General features: G+C 70.9%; 17 protein-coding genes and 1 pseudogene. 17 read left to right on the top strand and 1 reads right to left on the bottom strand.

Translation table 11 applies throughout. The features are described 5' to 3' along the window. The first annotated feature begins 11 nt into the window (after positions 1 to 11). Both ABZ386_RS18435 and ffh read left to right on the top strand, forming a co-directional pair. The gene (locus ABZ386_RS18435) at positions 12 to 2,459 is read left to right on the top strand and encodes a [protein-PII] uridylyltransferase (protein ID WP_358965105.1); all 2,448 of its coding nucleotides are present in this window, start codon (positions 12 to 14) and stop codon (positions 2,457 to 2,459) included. Positions 2,460 to 2,542: 83 nt separating this feature from the next. Beyond that, positions 2,543 to 4,093, top strand: coding sequence for a signal recognition particle protein (gene ffh, locus ABZ386_RS18440; protein ID WP_351341259.1), 1,551 nt, complete (start codon positions 2,543 to 2,545; stop codon positions 4,091 to 4,093). Positions 4,094 to 4,184: 91 nt separating this feature from the next. On the opposite strand, the gene ABZ386_RS18445 is transcribed toward ffh, so the two are convergent. Next, entirely contained in the window at positions 4,185 to 5,039 is an 855-nt protein-coding gene (locus tag ABZ386_RS18445; protein ID WP_355714527.1) for a methyltransferase domain-containing protein, read from the bottom strand. Between the two features lie 199 nt (positions 5,040 to 5,238). Between ABZ386_RS18445 and proS the strand changes: the two genes are divergently transcribed. From proS to ABZ386_RS18520, 15 genes and pseudogenes are all read left to right on the top strand, one after another. Then, on the top strand, positions 5,239 to 6,654 hold the full coding sequence (proS, locus tag ABZ386_RS18450) for a proline--tRNA ligase (RefSeq protein WP_351341265.1): 1,416 nt from the start codon (positions 5,239 to 5,241) through the stop codon (positions 6,652 to 6,654). Positions 6,655 to 6,925: 271 nt separating this feature from the next. Further along, positions 6,926 to 7,534 (top strand): hypothetical protein, encoded by a 609-nt coding sequence (locus ABZ386_RS18455; RefSeq protein WP_114255550.1) that lies wholly within the window; start codon positions 6,926 to 6,928, stop codon positions 7,532 to 7,534. 288 nt (positions 7,535 to 7,822) lie between these two features. After that, on the top strand, positions 7,823 to 8,242 hold the full coding sequence (rpsP, locus tag ABZ386_RS18460) for a 30S ribosomal protein S16 (RefSeq protein WP_114255551.1): 420 nt from the start codon (positions 7,823 to 7,825) through the stop codon (positions 8,240 to 8,242). A 2-nt stretch (positions 8,243 to 8,244) separates the two neighbouring features. Further along, the gene (locus tag ABZ386_RS18465) at positions 8,245 to 8,484 is read left to right on the top strand and encodes an RNA-binding protein (RefSeq protein WP_003973401.1); all 240 of its coding nucleotides are present in this window, start codon (positions 8,245 to 8,247) and stop codon (positions 8,482 to 8,484) included. Positions 8,485 to 8,564: 80 nt separating this feature from the next. Further along, entirely contained in the window at positions 8,565 to 9,107 is a 543-nt protein-coding gene (gene rimM / locus ABZ386_RS18470; protein ID WP_356614723.1) for a ribosome maturation factor RimM, read from the top strand. Next, positions 9,107 to 9,940, top strand: a complete 834-nt coding sequence (gene trmD, locus ABZ386_RS18475; RefSeq protein ID WP_358965108.1) for a tRNA (guanosine(37)-N1)-methyltransferase TrmD — start codon at positions 9,107 to 9,109, stop codon at positions 9,938 to 9,940. The genes rimM and trmD overlap by 1 nt, the downstream gene beginning before the upstream one ends. A 135-nt stretch (positions 9,941 to 10,075) precedes the next feature. Then, a complete protein-coding gene (gene rplS / locus ABZ386_RS18480; protein ID WP_030852073.1) occupies positions 10,076 to 10,426 on the top strand; it encodes a 50S ribosomal protein L19 in 351 nt (116 codons plus the stop codon). Between the two features lie 45 nt (positions 10,427 to 10,471). After that, the gene (lepB, locus tag ABZ386_RS18485) at positions 10,472 to 11,197 is read left to right on the top strand and encodes a signal peptidase I (protein WP_358965110.1); all 726 of its coding nucleotides are present in this window, start codon (positions 10,472 to 10,474) and stop codon (positions 11,195 to 11,197) included. Continuing rightward, on the top strand, positions 11,190 to 12,281 hold the full coding sequence (gene lepB / locus ABZ386_RS18490; protein WP_356502152.1) for a signal peptidase I: 1,092 nt from the start codon (positions 11,190 to 11,192) through the stop codon (positions 12,279 to 12,281). The genes lepB (ABZ386_RS18485) and lepB (ABZ386_RS18490) overlap by 8 nt, the downstream gene beginning before the upstream one ends. After that, entirely contained in the window at positions 12,169 to 13,131 is a 963-nt protein-coding gene (gene lepB, locus ABZ386_RS18495; RefSeq protein ID WP_114255556.1) for a signal peptidase I, read from the top strand. Before lepB (ABZ386_RS18490) ends, lepB (ABZ386_RS18495) begins: the two co-directional genes overlap by 113 nt. Before the next feature lie 72 nt (positions 13,132 to 13,203). Then, positions 13,204 to 13,983 (top strand): signal peptidase I, encoded by a 780-nt coding sequence (gene lepB, locus ABZ386_RS18500; protein WP_358965112.1) that lies wholly within the window; start codon positions 13,204 to 13,206, stop codon positions 13,981 to 13,983. After that, positions 13,973 to 14,506 carry an NUDIX hydrolase gene (locus tag ABZ386_RS18505; RefSeq protein WP_358965114.1) on the top strand — a complete coding sequence of 178 codons (534 nt, stop codon included), beginning with the start codon at positions 13,973 to 13,975 and terminating at the stop codon, positions 14,504 to 14,506. The genes lepB (ABZ386_RS18500) and ABZ386_RS18505 overlap by 11 nt, the downstream gene beginning before the upstream one ends. 56 nt (positions 14,507 to 14,562) lie before the next feature. Further along, positions 14,563 to 14,871, top strand: a complete 309-nt coding sequence (locus ABZ386_RS18510; RefSeq protein ID WP_003993268.1) for a DUF2469 domain-containing protein — start codon at positions 14,563 to 14,565, stop codon at positions 14,869 to 14,871. Positions 14,872 to 14,955: 84 nt separating this feature from the next. Beyond that, positions 14,956 to 15,348: a YraN family protein gene (locus tag ABZ386_RS18515; protein ID WP_358965116.1), complete on the top strand. Its 393-nt coding sequence runs from the start codon at positions 14,956 to 14,958 to the stop codon at positions 15,346 to 15,348. Then, a pseudogene (locus ABZ386_RS18520) lies at positions 15,348 to 15,509 on the top strand (magnesium chelatase domain-containing protein); the annotation flags it as partial. The gene ABZ386_RS18515 and the pseudogene ABZ386_RS18520, both read left to right, overlap by 1 nt. Positions 15,510 to 15,733: the final 224 nt, after the last annotated feature.

Below are 15,733 nucleotides of genomic sequence, written 5' to 3' on the forward strand. Positions count from 1 at the left end.
GGAGTCGCTGGGTGACGGGAACGGACGTGCAGAAGGAAGCAGAGGACTCGGGACCCAGCGGCTACGCGGCGGCCCGGCTGCGTCTCCTCACCGAGGAGGCGCGGTCCGGGCCGCCGCGCCGTGCGGCCCTGGCCGAACTGACCGACGACTGGCTGACCGGCCTGTTCGCGGCGGGCGCCGAGGGGCTGCGCGGGGCCTCCCTGGTCGCCGTCGGCGGCTACGGCCGCGGCGAACTCTCCCCGCGCAGCGACCTCGACCTGCTCCTGCTGCACGACGGCAGCGACCCCAAGGCGGTCGCCGCCCTCGCCGACCGGCTCTGGTACCCGGTGTGGGACCTGGGCCTGGACCTCGACCACTCCGTCCGCACGCCCGCCGAGGCCCGCAAGACGGCCGGCGAGGACCTCAAGGTGCAGCTCGGCCTGCTGGACGCCCGGCACATCGCCGGCGACCTCGGCCTCACCGCCGGACTGCGGACCGCCGTCCTCGCCGACTGGCGCAACCAGGCGCCCAAGCGCCTCCCCGAACTCCAGGAGCTGTGCGCCGAACGCGCCGAGCGGCAGGGCGAACTGCAGTACCTGCTGGAGCCCGACCTGAAGGAGGCCCGCGGCGGGCTGCGCGACGCCACCGCCCTGCGCGCCGTCGCCGCCTCCTGGCTCGCCGACGCCCCGCGCGAGGGCCTCGCCGACGCCCGGCGCCGCCTCCTCGACGTCCGGGACGCCCTGCACCTGGCCACCGGGCGGGCCACCGACCGGCTCGCCCTCCAGGAGCAGGACCAGGTCGCCGCCGAACTCGGCCTGCTGGACGCGGACACCCTGCTGCGGCAGGTCTACGAGGCGGCCCGGGTCGTCTCGTACGCCAGTGACGTCACCTGGCGCGAGGTGGGGCGCGTGCTGCGGTCGCGCGCCGTGCGGCCCCGGCTGCGCGCCATGCTGGGCGGCGGGAAACCGGCCCCGGAGCGGTCGCCGCTGGCGGAGGGCGTCGTGGAACAGGACGGCGAGGTCGTGCTCGCCCGTGCGGCGCGTCCCGAGCGCGACCCCGTACTGCCCCTGCGCGCCGCCGCGGCCGCCGCGCAGGCCGGACTCCCGCTCTCTCTGCACGCCGTACGGCGCATGGCGGCCACCGTGCGCCCCCTCCCCGCGCCCTGGCCCGCCGAGGCCCGGGAACAGCTCGTCACCCTGCTCGGCTCCGGCCGCCCGACCGTCGAGGTCTGGGAGGCGCTGGAGGCCGAGGGGCTGATCACCCGGCTGCTGCCCGACTGGGAGCGGGTCCGCTGCCGGCCGCAGCGCAACGCCGTGCACCTGTGGACCGTCGACCGGCACCTCATCGAGACCGCCGTGCGCGCCTCCGAGTTCACGCGCCGGGTCAGCCGGCCCGACCTGCTTCTGGTCGCCGCGCTGCTGCACGACATCGGCAAGGGCTGGCCCGGCGACCACTCGGTGGCCGGCGAGATCATCGCCAAGGACGTCGCCGCCCGCATCGGCTTCGACCGCCACGACGTGACCGTCATCGCCACCCTCGTCCGCCACCACCTGCTGCTGATCGAGACGGCCACCCGGCGCGACCTGGAGGACCCGGCCACCGTGCGCTCGGTCGCCGAGGCCGTCGGCTCGCCGGGCACCCTGGAACTGCTGCACGCGCTCACCGAGGCCGATGCCCTGGCCACCGGCCCGGCCGCCTGGTCCTCCTGGCGGGGTTCGCTCGTCGCCGACCTGGTCAAGCGGGTCTCGGCGGTGCTCGCCGGGGACGCCCCCGACGACCCCGAGGACGCCGCGCCGACCGCCGAGCAGGAGCGGCTCGCCATCGAGGCCGTCGCGACCGGCAGCCCGGTCCTCGCCCTGCGCGCCCAGACCGAGCCGCCCGCCGGGCAGGAGCCGTCCGGCGACCCCGAGCCGCTCGGGGTGGAACTGCTCATCGCGGTGCCCGACCAGCCGGGCGTGCTGCCCGCGGTGGCCGGGGTCCTCGCCATGCACCGGCTCACCGTACGGACCGCCGAACTGCGCTCCCTGACCCTCCCGGACGGCGTCGACGGCTCCGTCCTGCTGCTGGACTGGCGGGTCGCCGCCGAGTACGGCTCCCTGCCGCAGGCCGCCCGCCTGCGCGCCGACCTCGTGCGGGCCCTGGACGGCTCCCTGGACATCGCCGGCCGCCTCGCCGAACGGGACGCGGCCTATCCGCGCCGCCGGGGCGTGGTCGCACCGCCGCCGAGGGTGTCGGTCCACCCGGCCGCCTCCCGGCTGGCCACGGTCATCGAGGTCCGCTCCCAGGACGCCCCGGGCCTGCTGTTCCGCATCGGCCGCGCCCTGGAGGACGCGAGCGTACGGGTGCGCAGCGCGCACGTCTCGACCCTCGGCGCCAACGCCGTGGACGCCTTCTACGTGACCGGCCCGGAGGGCGCGCCGCTGCCCGGCGACGAGGCGGCGGCGGTGGCGCGGAAGCTGGAGGAGACCCTGCGTGGGTGAGGCCGACCCGGCGACTTGTCGCGCCGGGATACCCTGGAGGGCGATTCCCCAGTCTGTCTCCGACCCCGAGGACCGCGAGCGCCGTGTTCGATACTCTTTCCGATCGCCTCTCAGCGACCTTCAAGAACCTGCGCGGCAAGGGACGGCTCTCCGAGGCGGACATCGACGCCACGGCGCGCGAGATCCGCATCGCGCTCCTCGAGGCGGACGTGGCGCTTCCGGTCGTCCGGACGTTCATCAAGAACGTCAAGGAGCGCGCCCTCGGCGCCGAGGTCTCCAGGGCGCTGAACCCGGCCCAGCAGGTCCTCAAGATCGTCAACGACGAACTGGTCACCATCCTCGGTGGCGAGACCCGGCGCCTGCGCTTCGCCAAGCAGCCGCCCACCGTGATCATGCTGGCGGGTCTGCAGGGTGCCGGTAAGACCACCCTCGCGGGCAAGCTCGGCCGCTGGCTGAAGGAGCAGGGCCACTCCCCGCTGCTGGTCGCCTGTGACCTCCAGCGCCCGAACGCCGTCAACCAGCTCAGCGTCGTCGCCGAGCGCGCCGGCGTCGGCGTCTACGCGCCGGAGCCGGGCAACGGCGTCGGCGACCCGGTCAAGGTCGCCAAGGACTCCATCGAGCACGCGAAGTCCAAGGTCCACGACATCGTCATCGTCGACACCGCCGGCCGCCTCGGCATCGACCAGGAGATGATGCAGCAGGCCGCGGACATCCGCGACGCGGTCTCCCCGGACGAGATCCTGTTCGTCGTCGACGCGATGATCGGCCAGGACGCCGTCAACACCGCCGAGGCCTTCCGCGACGGCGTCGGCTTCGACGGCGTGGTGCTCTCCAAGCTCGACGGCGACGCCCGCGGTGGTGCGGCCCTGTCGATCCGGCAGATCACCGGCAAGCCGATCATGTTCGCGTCGAACGGCGAGAAGCTCGAGGACTTCGACGCCTTCCACCCGGACCGGATGGCCTCCCGCATCCTCGACATGGGTGACCTGCTCACCCTGATCGAGCAGGCGGAGAAGACCTTCGACCAGGCCGAAGCCCAGAAGATGGCGGAGAAGCTGGCCTCCAAGAAGGGCCAGGACTTCACCCTCGACGACTTCCTGGCCCAGATGGAGCAGGTCCGCAAGATGGGCTCCATCTCCAAGCTGCTCGGCATGCTCCCGGGCATGGGCCAGATCAAGGACCAGATCAACAACCTCGACGAGCGGGACGTCGACCGCACGGCGGCCATCATCAAGTCGATGACCCCGGGCGAGCGCCAGGACCCGACGATCATCAACGGCTCCCGCCGCGCCCGTATCGCGCGGGGTTCCGGTGTCGAGGTCAGCGCGGTGAAGAACCTGGTCGAGCGGTTCTTCGAGGCCCGCAAGATGATGTCCCGCATGGCCCAGGGCGGCGGCATGCCGGGCATGCCCGGGATGCCGGGCATGGGCGGTGGCCCCGGCCGGGCGAAGAAGAAGCAGAAGCAGGCCAAGGGCAAGCAGCGCTCCGGCAACCCGATGAAGCGCAAGCAGCAGGAGCAGGAGGCCGCCGCCCGCCGCGCGGCCGCCGCCGAGGCCTCAGGCGCCTTCGGGCTGCCGCAGCAGGGCGGCAAGGACTTCGAACTGCCGGACGAGTTCAAGAAGTTCATGGGCTGACGGCCCGCTCCGCACGATTGCTTCGTACGACACCGAGGGCGCCCCTGCTCCGAAGGGGTGCCCTCGCGGCCGTTCCGTCAGGCGCCGGGCGTCACGGCGTGCGGGCGATCAGATACCGGAACACGTTCGGCATCCACACCGTCCCGTCCCGCCGCTGGTGCGGATGGAGCGCCTCGGTCAGCTCCTTGTCCACCTGCACCTGGTCCGTCGCCGTCATCGCCGCGTCGAACAGCCCCGTCGACTTCAGCCCGCGCACCGCGCTGTCCACGTCGGCGTACCCGAACGGGCACGCCACCCGCCCCGAGCCGTCCGGCCTGAGCCCGGCCCGCTGGGCGACCTCCTCCAGGTCGTCGCGCAGGGCGGGACGCCAGCTGCCCGAGGCGCGCAGCGGCTCCGCCAGCTTCGTGGCCACCCGCAGCACGGACGTCGTGGCGCAGCGCTCCGGCGGACCCCAGCCCGCCAGCACCACGGCCGCACCCCGCTCGGCGAGCGGCGTCGCCTCCGCGAGCTGCCCGCTCAGCCCCTCCGAGTCGCCCGCGAGGCACCCGATCGGCTCGAAGGCCGTCACGAGGCTGTAGGCGGGAGCGCCCGGCTCCCGTGTGTCCCGGGGCGAGCCCTCGACCAGCCGGGTGCCCGCCCGCGCGCGCGTGCTCCCCGCCGCGGGCAGCAGCCGCTCCCGTGCGAGGGCCATTCTTTCGGGGGAAGCGTCGACACCGGTGACCGCCGCTCCCCGGGCGGTGGCCATCAGCAGGGCGAGTCCGGAACCGCAGCCGAGGCCGAGCAGCCGCGTCGTGGGACCCACGTCCAGTCGCTCGTAGACGGCCTCGTAGAGCGGTACGAGCATCCGCTCCTGGATTTCGGACCAGTCACGCGCGCGTGCACGCAGGTCCACGCGGGGTGCGGCCCCCGCGTGAGGCAGGTGCTGCCGCACGAGCGTAGGTGTCATAAGTAAGCGCCCCAATCCGCCGAGAGTTGCCTCTTGCCCGATTCCATGGCCCCCGTGACAGTGCGCTCGCACTACCCCCGTATGCCAGGAAACTCCCCTCTCGACCTGTCGTCCAGTGGAATGCGCCCCGGCTTGCGAGTTGTCATGTGCCTATGGCGAGATTTCACATTCCGGCAACCTGGGCCCGTACCATCGCGCCATGGCAAAAGCACCCGTACTCACTCCCCGGGCGGACGATTTCCCGCGCTGGTACCAGGACTTGATCACCAAGGCGGAGCTCGCCGACAACGGTCCGGTGCGCGGCACCATGGTCATCCGACCGTACGGCTACGGGCTGTGGGAGCGGATGCAGGCCGAGATGGACGCCCGCATCAAGGAGACGGGCACCCAGAACGCGTACTTCCCCCTGCTGATCCCGCAGTCGTACCTGACCAAGGAGGCGGACCACGTCGAGGGCTTCGCGCCCGAGCTGGCCGTGGTCACGCACGGCGGCGGCAAGGAACTCGAAGAGGCCGCCGTGGTCCGGCCCACCTCCGAGATGATCATCAACGCCTCCTTCTCCAAGTGGGTGCAGAGCTACCGCGACCTGCCCCTGCTCATCAACCAGTGGGCGAACGTCGTGCGCTGGGAGCTCAGGCCCCGTCTCTTCCTGCGCACGACCGAGTTCCTCTGGCAGGAGGGCCACACCGCGCACGCCACGTACGAGGAGGCGCGCGATTTCGCCGCGCACATCCACCGGCGGGTCTACGAGGACTTCATGGTGAACGTCCTCGCCATGGACGTCGTCCCAGGCCGCAAGACCGTCAAGGAGCGGTTCGCGGGCGCCATCAACACCCTCACCCTCGAAGGCATGATGGGCGACGGCAAGGCCCTCCAGATGGCCACGAGCCATGAACTGGGCCAGAACTTCGCCAAGGCCTTCAACACCCAGTACCTGTCCAAGGACGGCCGGCAGGAGCTGGTCTGGCAGACCTCCTGGGGCTCCACGACCCGCATGATCGGCGCCCTGGTGATGATGCACGGCGACGACCACGGCCTGCGCGTCCCGCCCCGGCTGGCGCAGATCCAGGCCGTGGTGCTCGCGATCAAGGGCGACGAGGCGGTTCTGGCCAAGGTCCGCGAGCTCGGCGACCGGCTGAAGGCGGCCGGGGTCCGCGTCCACGTCGACGACCGCACCGACACCCCGTTCGGCCGCCGCGCCGTCGACTGGGAGCTGAAGGGCGTCCCCGTGCGCGTCGAGGTCGGACCGCGCGACCTGGAGAACGGCACGGCGATGCTCGCGCGCCGCATTCCCGGCGGCAAGGAGCCGGTGTCCCTGGACGACCTGGTCGAGCTGCTCCCGAAGGTGCTCGAACAGGACCAGGCGCTGCTGCTGGAGCAGGCCCGGGAGCGCCGGGAGTCCCGTACGACCGACGTCTCCACGATCGAGGAGGCCGTCGAGGCCGCGACGGCCGGCGGCTGGGCGCGCATCCCCTGGGCGGTGCTCGGCGAGGAGGGCGAGGCCGCACTGGCCGATCACGCGGTGACCGTACGGTGTCTGGTCGCCGAGGACGGGTCGGTGCCGGACGCCGACGACGCACCCGGTAACCTCGCCGTCGTCGCACGCGCTTACTGAAGCGCGGCACGCGCTTTCCGGATGGGGCGCAAGGCGGCCGAAACGCCTCTTGCGCACCCGCGGACCTCTGGCTCCCCGGCGCGCGGATGTCATCTACGCGCCGGGGCGTACGCGGGGCTACGCACCACCTTGTGGTGAGCTGTGAGGCTTCTCCCCAGATCAGCGCAGGCGCCCTCGTCGGGACGCATCAGAGGCAACTGACGGGTACGTGCAAATTATTTGGGATGCCCCGGAATCGGAACACTGGGGCACCCCGGCTCGTTGTCATTACGTGAGCACGACACAGACACCACCTGTTCTCGCCGCAGAGCTGGCACAGGCGTGGGCCGACATTCAGCGGTACCACCCCGAGCTGCCCGACCTTGCCGCGCCAGAGTCCCTGATCGGGGAGTCGTCGTCCGCGTGCGGTCACGAGCTCTCCTTCGAGCGACTGCTCCATGAGGCAGTCCATGGCATCGCCGCCGCGCGCGGCGTCCGCGACACCTCCCGTGCCGGCCGCTACCACAACCGCAGATTCCTCGCGATCGCCGAGGAGCTGGGCCTGGACCACCCCGAGGAACCGCACCCCAGCAGCGGCTTCTCCCTGGTCACGCTCACCCCCGAGGCGAAGCGCCGCTACCGTCCGACGATGGAGCGCCTCCAGCGCGCCCTCAAGGCCCACACCGCGGCCACCTCCTCCGACACCTCCCGCACCTTCCGGGGCCCGGCCGCCCGGCACGGCTCCTCCGGCGGCGGCGTCCGCGTCAAGGCGGTCTGCGACTGCGGCCGCAACGTCCGCGTGGTGCCGTCGGTCCTCGCCCAGGCCCCCATCGTCTGCGGCGGCTGCGGCAAGCCGTTCCGGATCCCGGAGGTCGTGGGAGCGGGAGCGGTCGCCGGCTGACGTCCGGCACCGGCATCTCGTGGCTGCCGGTCGAAGACGGACGCCGGGGCGGTGCGGCACCCGACGTACCTCACCTCCACGCCGGGTGCCGCTCCGGCGTGCCCGCCCGCGGCACACCCCTGGCCAGAGCGACCCGCAGGGTGTGGCACAATGGCTAGCTGTACTCGACAGCCGCACAGGACCCCTCTCTCCTCCGGCTGACGCGTCCATCGGGCACTCGGGTACCGCAACCCCACGCGGCTTTTCTCGCCGTGCCCAACCACGTCAAATCCAGGAGAACCCACTCCCGTGGCAGTCAAGATCAAGCTGAAGCGTCTGGGCAAGATCCGTTCGCCTCACTACCGCATCGTCGTCGCCGACTCCCGTACCCGTCGTGACGGCCGTGCGATCGAGGAGATCGGCAAGTACCACCCGACGTATAACCCGTCGGTGATCGAGGTCGACGCCGAGCGCGTGGCGTACTGGCTCGGTGTCGGCGCCCAGCCGACCGAGCCCGTGATGGCCATCCTCAAGAAGACCGGCGACTGGCAGAAGTTCAAGGGCGAGCCCGCTCCGGCTCCGCTCCTGACGCAGCCCGAGAAGGCCGCGCGCCCGTCGTTCGAGGCTCTCGGCGGTGACGACGAGGGCAAGGGTGAGGCGATCACCCAGAAGAAGAAGGCTGAGAAGAAGGACGACGCTGCCGCTGAGTCCGCTTCGACCGAGGCCTGAGCATGCTCGAGGAGGCTCTCGAGCACCTCGTGAAGGGCATCGTCGACAACCCTGACGATGTGCAGGTCGCCTCGCGCAACCTGCGCCGCGGGCGGGTGCTCGAGGTCCGGGTCCACCCGGACGACCTCGGCAAGGTCATCGGCCGCAACGGCCGGACCGCACGCGCCCTGCGCACCGTCGTGGGCGCCATCGGCGGTCGCGGAGTCCGCGTCGACCTCGTCGACGTGGACCACGTCCGCTGACGCTTATCGCAACCGGCTCGGGCCGGGGAGGGCCTGAGGGCCGTCCCCGGCCCGTAGTCGTATGACAGGAGATTGCACACGTGCAGCTGGTAGTCGCACGGATCGGCCGTGCCCATGGCATCAAGGGTGAGGTCACCGTCGAGGTCCGTACGGACGAGCCGGAACTGAGGCTCGCCCCCGGTGCCGTACTCGCCACCGATCCCGCCTCCGCGGGACCGCTCACCATCGAGACGGGCCGCGTCCACAGCGGCCGTCTCCTGCTGCGCTTCGAGGGCGTCAGCGACCGCAACGGCGCCGAGGCCCTGCGCAACACCCTCCTGATCGCCGAGATCGACCCGGAGGAACTGCCCGAGGGCGAGGACGAGTACTACGACCACCAGCTCATCGACCTCGACGTGGTCACCGCCGATGGCACCGAGGTCGGGCGGATCACGGAGATCTCGCACCTGCCCACCCAGGACCTGTTCATCGTGGAGCGCCCCGACGGCAGCGAGGTGCTGATCCCGTTCGTCGAGGAGATCGTCGCCGAGATCGACCTGGAGGAGCAGAAGGCCGTCATCACCCCGCCGCCGGGCCTGATCGACGACCGTGCCGAGATCGCCTCCAGCCGGGACGAGTCCTGATGCGCCTCGACGTCGTCACGATCTTCCCCGAGTACCTGGAACCGCTGAACGTCTCCCTCGTCGGCAAGGCACGCGCGCGTGGACAGCTCGACGTCCATGTGCACGACCTGCGTTCCTGGACGTACGACCGGCACAACACCGTCGACGACACCCCGTACGGCGGCGGCCCCGGCATGGTCATGAAGACCGAGCCGTGGGGAGACGCCCTGGACTCCGTCCTGGCCGACGGCTACGAGACCGGCTCCCACGAGCCGGCCCTCATCGTGCCGACGCCCAGCGGCCGCCCCTTCACCCAGGAACTCGCCGTCCACCTCTCCGAGCGCCCCTGGCTGATCTTCACGCCGGCCCGCTACGAGGGCATCGACCGGCGGGTCGTCGACGAGTACGCGACACGCATGCCGGTCTACGAGGTCTCCATCGGCGACTACGTCCTGGCCGGCGGCGAGGCGGCCGTGCTCGTCGTCACGGAGGCCGTGGCGCGGCTGCTGCCGGGCGTCCTCGGCAACGCCGAGTCCCACCGGGACGACTCCTTCGCGCTCGGCGCCATGGCGAACCTGCTGGAGGGGCCCGTCTACACCAAGCCGCCCGAGTGGCGCGGCCGGGACATCCCCGACGTGCTGCTCAGCGGCCACCACGGGAAGATCGCCCGCTGGCGCCGCGACGAGGCCCTGAAGCGCACGACCGCCCACCGGCCCGACCTGATCGAACGGTGCGACCCCAAGGCCTTCGACAAGAAGGACCGCGAGATGCTCTCCATCCTGGGCTGGGCACCCGACCCGGCGGGGGAGCCGTACGGCCGATTTTGGCGCAGGACCGACGGCGTGGAAGAATAGCCAGCTGTTGTGCGTCCGTCCGGCGTGCGCCCCTGCCACAGGGGGAGACGACGCCCGCCCCGACCCGCACAACCCTGATCCGAAACACCTAGTTTCCGTTGATGACCTGTGGCATCAGCGAGGAAAGCAGACGACATGTCTCACCTGCTCGACACCGTCGACTCCGCGTCGCTGCGCAGCGACGTCCCCGCCTTCCGCCCGGGCGACACCGTCAACGTGCACGTCCGCGTCATCGAGGGCAACCGCTCCCGTGTGCAGCAGTTCAAGGGCGTCGTGATCCGCCGCCAGGGCTCCGGCGTGCGCGAGACCTTCACGGTCCGCAAGGTCTCCTTCTCCGTCGGCGTCGAGCGCACCTTCCCGGTGCACACCCCGATCGTGGAGAAGATCGAGCTCGTCACCAAGGGTGACGTCCGCCGCGCCAAGCTGTACTACCTGCGCGAGCTGCGCGGTAAGGCCGCGAAGATCAAGGAGAAGCGCGAGAACTGAGCGCTCTCCGGGGTTCACACCGGGGCCGGATAGCATCTGGCTCCGATGGACACCGAAGCACAGCCGACGGAGCGCGACCGCTCCTCCCGCCCTTCCGACTCCGAGCAGACCTCGGACCCCGGAGGGCCGGAGGACCGGTCGCGTTTCTCGTTGGTGTCGCGTGTCGGCGCATGGCTCCCGGGCGGCCGGATCACCCTCACCCTGCTGACCTGCCTGCTGTTCCTGCTGTTCCTCAGCACGTTCGTGGTGCGGCCGTTCCAGATCCCCAGCGGATCCATGGAGCAGGCGTTGAGGATCGGGGACCGGGTTCTCGTAAATAAGTTGGCGTACCGTTTCGGTGCCGAGCCGCAGCGGGGAGACATCGTCGTGTTCGACGGGACCGGCTACTTCGGGCACGCGGACTACATCAAGCGCGTTGTAGGCGTGGGGGGAGACCACGTGGTGTGCTGCGACAAGGAGGGGAGGATCCGGGTGAACGGCCGGCCGGTCGACGAGTCGGGCTTCCTGTACCCCGGCGACAGCCCGTCCACGGTGCCCTTCGACGTCGTCGTGCCCGACGGCACCCTGTTCGTCCTCGGCGACCACCGCAGCCGCTCCAGCGACTCCCGTGACCACCTCGGCTCACCGGGCGGCGGCATGGTCCCGGTCGGCGACGTCATCGGCCGCGCCGACTGGATCGTCTGGCCCTTCGGCCACGCCACCCGGCTGCAGCGCCCCGACGCCTACGCGCGCGTGCCCGCCCCCGCCGGAGAGGCGGGCGCCCATGGGTAACCGCGGCAAACCGCGCGGCGTCCCCGCCAGCCCCGCGGACAACCTGCTGCCCACCGGCGCCCGGCGCGCCTCCAGCCCGTCCGGCGGCCGTACGCGCGCCGAGCGGCGCAAACTCCAGAAGAAGGTCAAGCGGCGCCGCAGGCGCGGTGCCGTCAAGGAGATACCTCTCCTCGTCGGCGTCGCCGTCCTCATAGCTCTCGTTCTCAAGACCTTCCTCGTCCAGGCCTTCGTCATCCCGTCCGGCTCCATGGAGCAGACGATCCAGATCGGCGACCGCGTCCTGGTCGACAAACTCACCCCGTGGTTCGGCTCGAAGCCGCAGCGCGGGGACGTCGTCGTGTTCAAGGACCCCGGCGGCTGGCTCCAGGACGAGCAGCCCACCACGCAGAAGGACGACCCCGTCGTCATCAAGCAGATCAAGGAAGGGCTCACCTTCATCGGCCTGCTGCCGTCCGAGAACGAGAAGGACCTCATCAAGCGGGTCGTCGGCGTCGGCGGCGACCGCGTCAAGTGCTGCGACACACAAGGGCGCGTGACCGTCAACGGCATCCCGCTGAACGAGGACTACCTGTACCCCGGCATCGCCCCGTCCGACACGCCGTTCGACATCACGGTGCCCCAGGGGCGGCTGTGGGTGATGGGTGACCACCGCAACAACTCGGCCGACTCGCGCGCCCACCAGGACACCGACTACGGGGGCACGGTCTCCGAGGAGGAGGTCGTGGGCCGCGCCATGGTCATCGCCTGGCCCCTCGGGCACTGGACCACGCTCGAGGAACCGAACACCTACGCCTCCGTGTCCGACTCGGCGACCGGGTCGACCGCTGCCCCTCCCTCGTCGCATAGGGTTGCCTCCGACGATTCGAACGGAACGATCCAGCTCCCGACCCCTGCGGAACTCCCGCTCGTTATGGGAGTGGTGGGCCTGCGTCGTGTTTGGGGCAGGCGGCGGCACAGAGTGAGGAGTTGGCGTGGGGGATGTGGCGGTTGGCGCACGGTCCGGACACGACGGCGAGGAGCACCGCGGACGCCCCGCGGAATCCACCGTCCCGGCCGCGGACAGCGCCGTGACCTCCGGGAGTGACTCCGGGGCAGCCGAGGACGACAGGGTGACAGGCGAGCACACGACAGCCGAAGGCCAGGGACCGGGCGGTACGGCCCGGACACCGAAGAAACCGCGCTCCTTCTGGAAGGAGCTGCCCATCCTGATCGGTATCGCGCTGGTACTGGCGCTGCTGATCAAGACCTTCCTGGTGCAGGCGTTCTCCATCCCCTCCGACTCGATGCAGAACACCCTCCAGCAGGGGGACCGCGTCCTGGTCGACAAGCTGACCCCCTGGTTCGGCTCCGAGCCCGAGCGCGGCGAGGTCGTCGTCTTCCACGACCCCGACAACTGGCTGGCGGGCGAGCCGACGACGGATCCGAACGCCCTGCAGACGTTCCTCAGCTGGATCGGCCTCATGCCCTCCGCCGAGGAGAAGGACCTCATCAAGCGCGTCATCGGCGTCGGCGGTGACACGATCGAGTGCAAGGGCACCGGCCCGCTGACGGTCAACGGCAAGGCGCTGGACGAGCGGTCGTACGTCTACGCCGGCAACACGCCGTGCAGCGTCGACGACCAGGGCGGCCAGTTCAAGGTGAAGGTCCCCAAGGGCTACATCTGGGTCATGGGCGACCACCGGCAGAACTCGCGCGACTCCCGCTACAACCAGTCGGACAAGAACCACGGCATGGTTCCCGTGAAGGACGTCGTGGGGCGGGCCATCGTCATCGCCTGGCCGATCAACCGCTGGGACACACTGCCGGTGCCGGACACCTTCGACCAGGCCGGTCTGAACGCCCAGCCGGCCGCCGCGGGCTGGGCGGTCGCGCCGCAGGGGCTGGCGCTCGCCGGTGTGGTGCCGGTGGTGTGGTGGCGGCGCAGGAAGCGCTAGTCCGGCCGGCGAGGGCAGTGATCCCACCCGTTTGCTGACCCCGGCCGGTACCCCCGGGTAGGGTGCGGACCCATGGGTGGCGAGAGCATGACGCACACGGCCCCGCGCAGCGGCGGCACAGGCACGGGCCCGGTGGGCAGCCGGACCGGACAGCGCTTGTCCGGGCTGGCCGTCGCACTGGGCCTGGTGCTGTTCCTCGGCGGTTTCGCCTGGGGAGCGGTCGTCTACCGGCCGTACACCGTGCCCACCAGCTCCATGACGCCGACGATCGACGCGGGCGACCGGATCCTGGCGCAGCGGGTCGAGGGCGCCGACGTGCGCCGCGGTGACGTCGTCGTCTTCAAGGACGCGACCTGGGCCAACGCGCCCATGGTCAAGCGCGTGGTCGCGGTCGGCGGCGACACGGTCTCCTGCTGCCAGGACGGCAAGCTCGAGGTCAACGGCAAGGAGATCGACGAAACGTACCTGCCCAAGGGCACACCGGCCGAGATGAGCAACTTCCCGACCGTGACCGTCCCCAAGGGCCGGCTGTTCCTGCTCGGCGACGAGCGCGGCAATTCCGTGGACTCCACCGCCCACCTGACCGACGCCGCCAGCGGCACGGTGGCCCGCTCCGCCGTGGACGCCCGCGTGGACGCCGTCGTGTGGCCCATGAAGGGCATGCTGGAGCGCCCCACCGGCTTCGAACCGCTCGGCGCCCTCTCCTCGCCCGGACCGCTGCGCACGATCACCGCCCTGGTGATCGCCGGCGCGGTGCTCGTCCTGGGCGGCGGCGCCTACGGCCCGATCGCCAAGCGCGCGGACGCGGCCCGGGCCCGCCGGGCGAGTGCGGAGCCCGCAGGTGCCCGCTGAGGCCGTGAGCGCGGGCCAGGACGGCTGCGACGAGGGCGGACTGCGCAAGGTCGCCCGGGTCGTGCTGCTCGACCCGCAGGACCGCATCCTGCTGCTGCACGGGCACGAGCCGGACGATCCGGCCGACGACTGGTGGTTCACCCCCGGCGGCGGCGTGGAGGGCGACGAGACCCGTGAACAGGCCGCCCTGCGGGAACTCGCCGAGGAGACGGGCATCACCGGGGACGAGGTCGAGCTCGGCCCGGTGCTGTGGCGGCGGAGGTGCTCGTTCCCGTTCGCGGGCCGCCGCTGGGACCAGGACGAGTGGTACTACCTGGCTCGTACGGACCGTACGGCGGTCGCCGCCACCGGGCTGACCGAGCTGGAACGGCGCAGCGTCGCCGGAGCGCGCTGGTGGACGTGTCCGGAACTGACCCGGGCACATGAGACGGTGTATCCGACCAGACTCGCCGGGCTGCTGCGCACGCTGCTCGACGAAGGTCCCCCGGCCAGGCCCGTGATCCTTGACCCGGAAATCGTCTAGGGGCTTACGGGACTGGCGCACAATGGTGGGATCGCACGGCTGAAGGGGAACATGCCATGAGCGCCGAGGACCTCGAGAAGTACGAGACCGAGATGGAGCTGAAGCTCTACCGGGAGTACCGCGATGTCGTCGGTCTGTTCAAATACGTGATCGAGACCGAGCGGCGCTTCTACCTGACCAACGACTACGAGATGCAGGTGCACTCGGTCCAGGGTGAGGTGTTCTTCGAGGTGTCCATGGCGGACGCCTGGGTGTGGGACATGTATCGGCCGGCGCGGTTCGTGAAGCAGGTCCGGGTTCTCACGTTCAAAGACGTGAACATCGAGGAGCTGAACAAGAGCGACCTGGAGCTGCCCAGCGGGTGACGACTCTGCGTCACCCGTGTGGGTGACGAGGTTGTCCACAACGGCCCGACCGTCCACCAAGATCCACTTCTTGGGTGCGGCTGCGTGATCGTTGGCGCCGGAGGTGGTGCCGACATGAACGCACGCAGTGCGATGGGCAGGTACGGAGAGACCCTGGCGGCCAGGCGGCTGGCGGAGACCGGTCTGACGGTCCTGGAGCGCAACTGGCGCTCGGGCCGGTCCGGCGAGATCGACATCGTGGCCCGGGACGGGGACGTCCTGGTCGTCTGCGAGGTGAAGACCCGCAGGGAAGGTCCCTTCGAGCATCCGATGGCGGCCGTGACCCGGCAGAAGGCGGACCGGCTGCGGGACCTCGCCGAGCGGTGGATCCAGACCCACGGGGGTGCGCCGCCCGGCGGGGTCCGCATCGACGTGGTCGGGGTGCTGCTGCCGGCCCGGGGCGCGGCCGTGGTCGAGCATGTGCGGGGGGTGGCCTGATGGCATTCGCCCGTACGTGTTCGGTGGCGCTGGTGGGCGTCGAGGGCGTGGTCGTCGAGGTCCAGGCCGACCTCGAACCGGGCGTGGCGGCGTTCACGCTGGTGGGGCTGCCCGACAAGAGCCTCACGGAGAGCCGGGACCGGGTGCGCGCCGCGGTCGTCTTCCCCGTCAAGTTCATCTGTTCAGGCGTGGCGTCTCAACGCCTTCGAAGGCTCCGTGGCAGATGTTGCGGGCCTTTGGTGGTAGCTCGAGCGAAAGGGATGGCGAGAGTCGGCGGGATCCACTCAAGAATCGAACGCGTGAGTGAATCTTGATGTGATGCCTTACGATCGGACGTGTCGCAGTCGGGTCGGCAACCAGTCGAGCGCGAGCATTGCGGTATGAC

The organism is Streptomyces sp. NPDC006140, from assembly GCF_040628815.1.
GTDB lineage: Bacteria > Actinomycetota > Actinomycetes > Streptomycetales > Streptomycetaceae > Streptomyces.

Coding starts and splice junctions, on each gene's coding strand:
- ABZ386_RS18445 (WP_355714527.1), bottom strand. CDS start 5,039: ATGACACCTACGCTCGTGCGGCAGCACCTGCCTCACGCGGGGGCCGCA.
- proS (WP_351341265.1), top strand. CDS start 5,239: ATGGCAAAAGCACCCGTACTCACTCCCCGGGCGGACGATTTCCCGCGC.
- ABZ386_RS18465 (WP_003973401.1), top strand. CDS start 8,245: ATGCTCGAGGAGGCTCTCGAGCACCTCGTGAAGGGCATCGTCGACAAC.
- trmD (WP_358965108.1), top strand. CDS start 9,107: ATGCGCCTCGACGTCGTCACGATCTTCCCCGAGTACCTGGAACCGCTG.
- rplS (WP_030852073.1), top strand. CDS start 10,076: ATGTCTCACCTGCTCGACACCGTCGACTCCGCGTCGCTGCGCAGCGAC.
- lepB (WP_358965110.1), top strand. CDS start 10,472: ATGGACACCGAAGCACAGCCGACGGAGCGCGACCGCTCCTCCCGCCCT.
- lepB (WP_356502152.1), top strand. CDS start 11,190: ATGGGTAACCGCGGCAAACCGCGCGGCGTCCCCGCCAGCCCCGCGGAC.
- lepB (WP_358965112.1), top strand. CDS start 13,204: ATGGGTGGCGAGAGCATGACGCACACGGCCCCGCGCAGCGGCGGCACA.
- ABZ386_RS18510 (WP_003993268.1), top strand. CDS start 14,563: ATGAGCGCCGAGGACCTCGAGAAGTACGAGACCGAGATGGAGCTGAAG.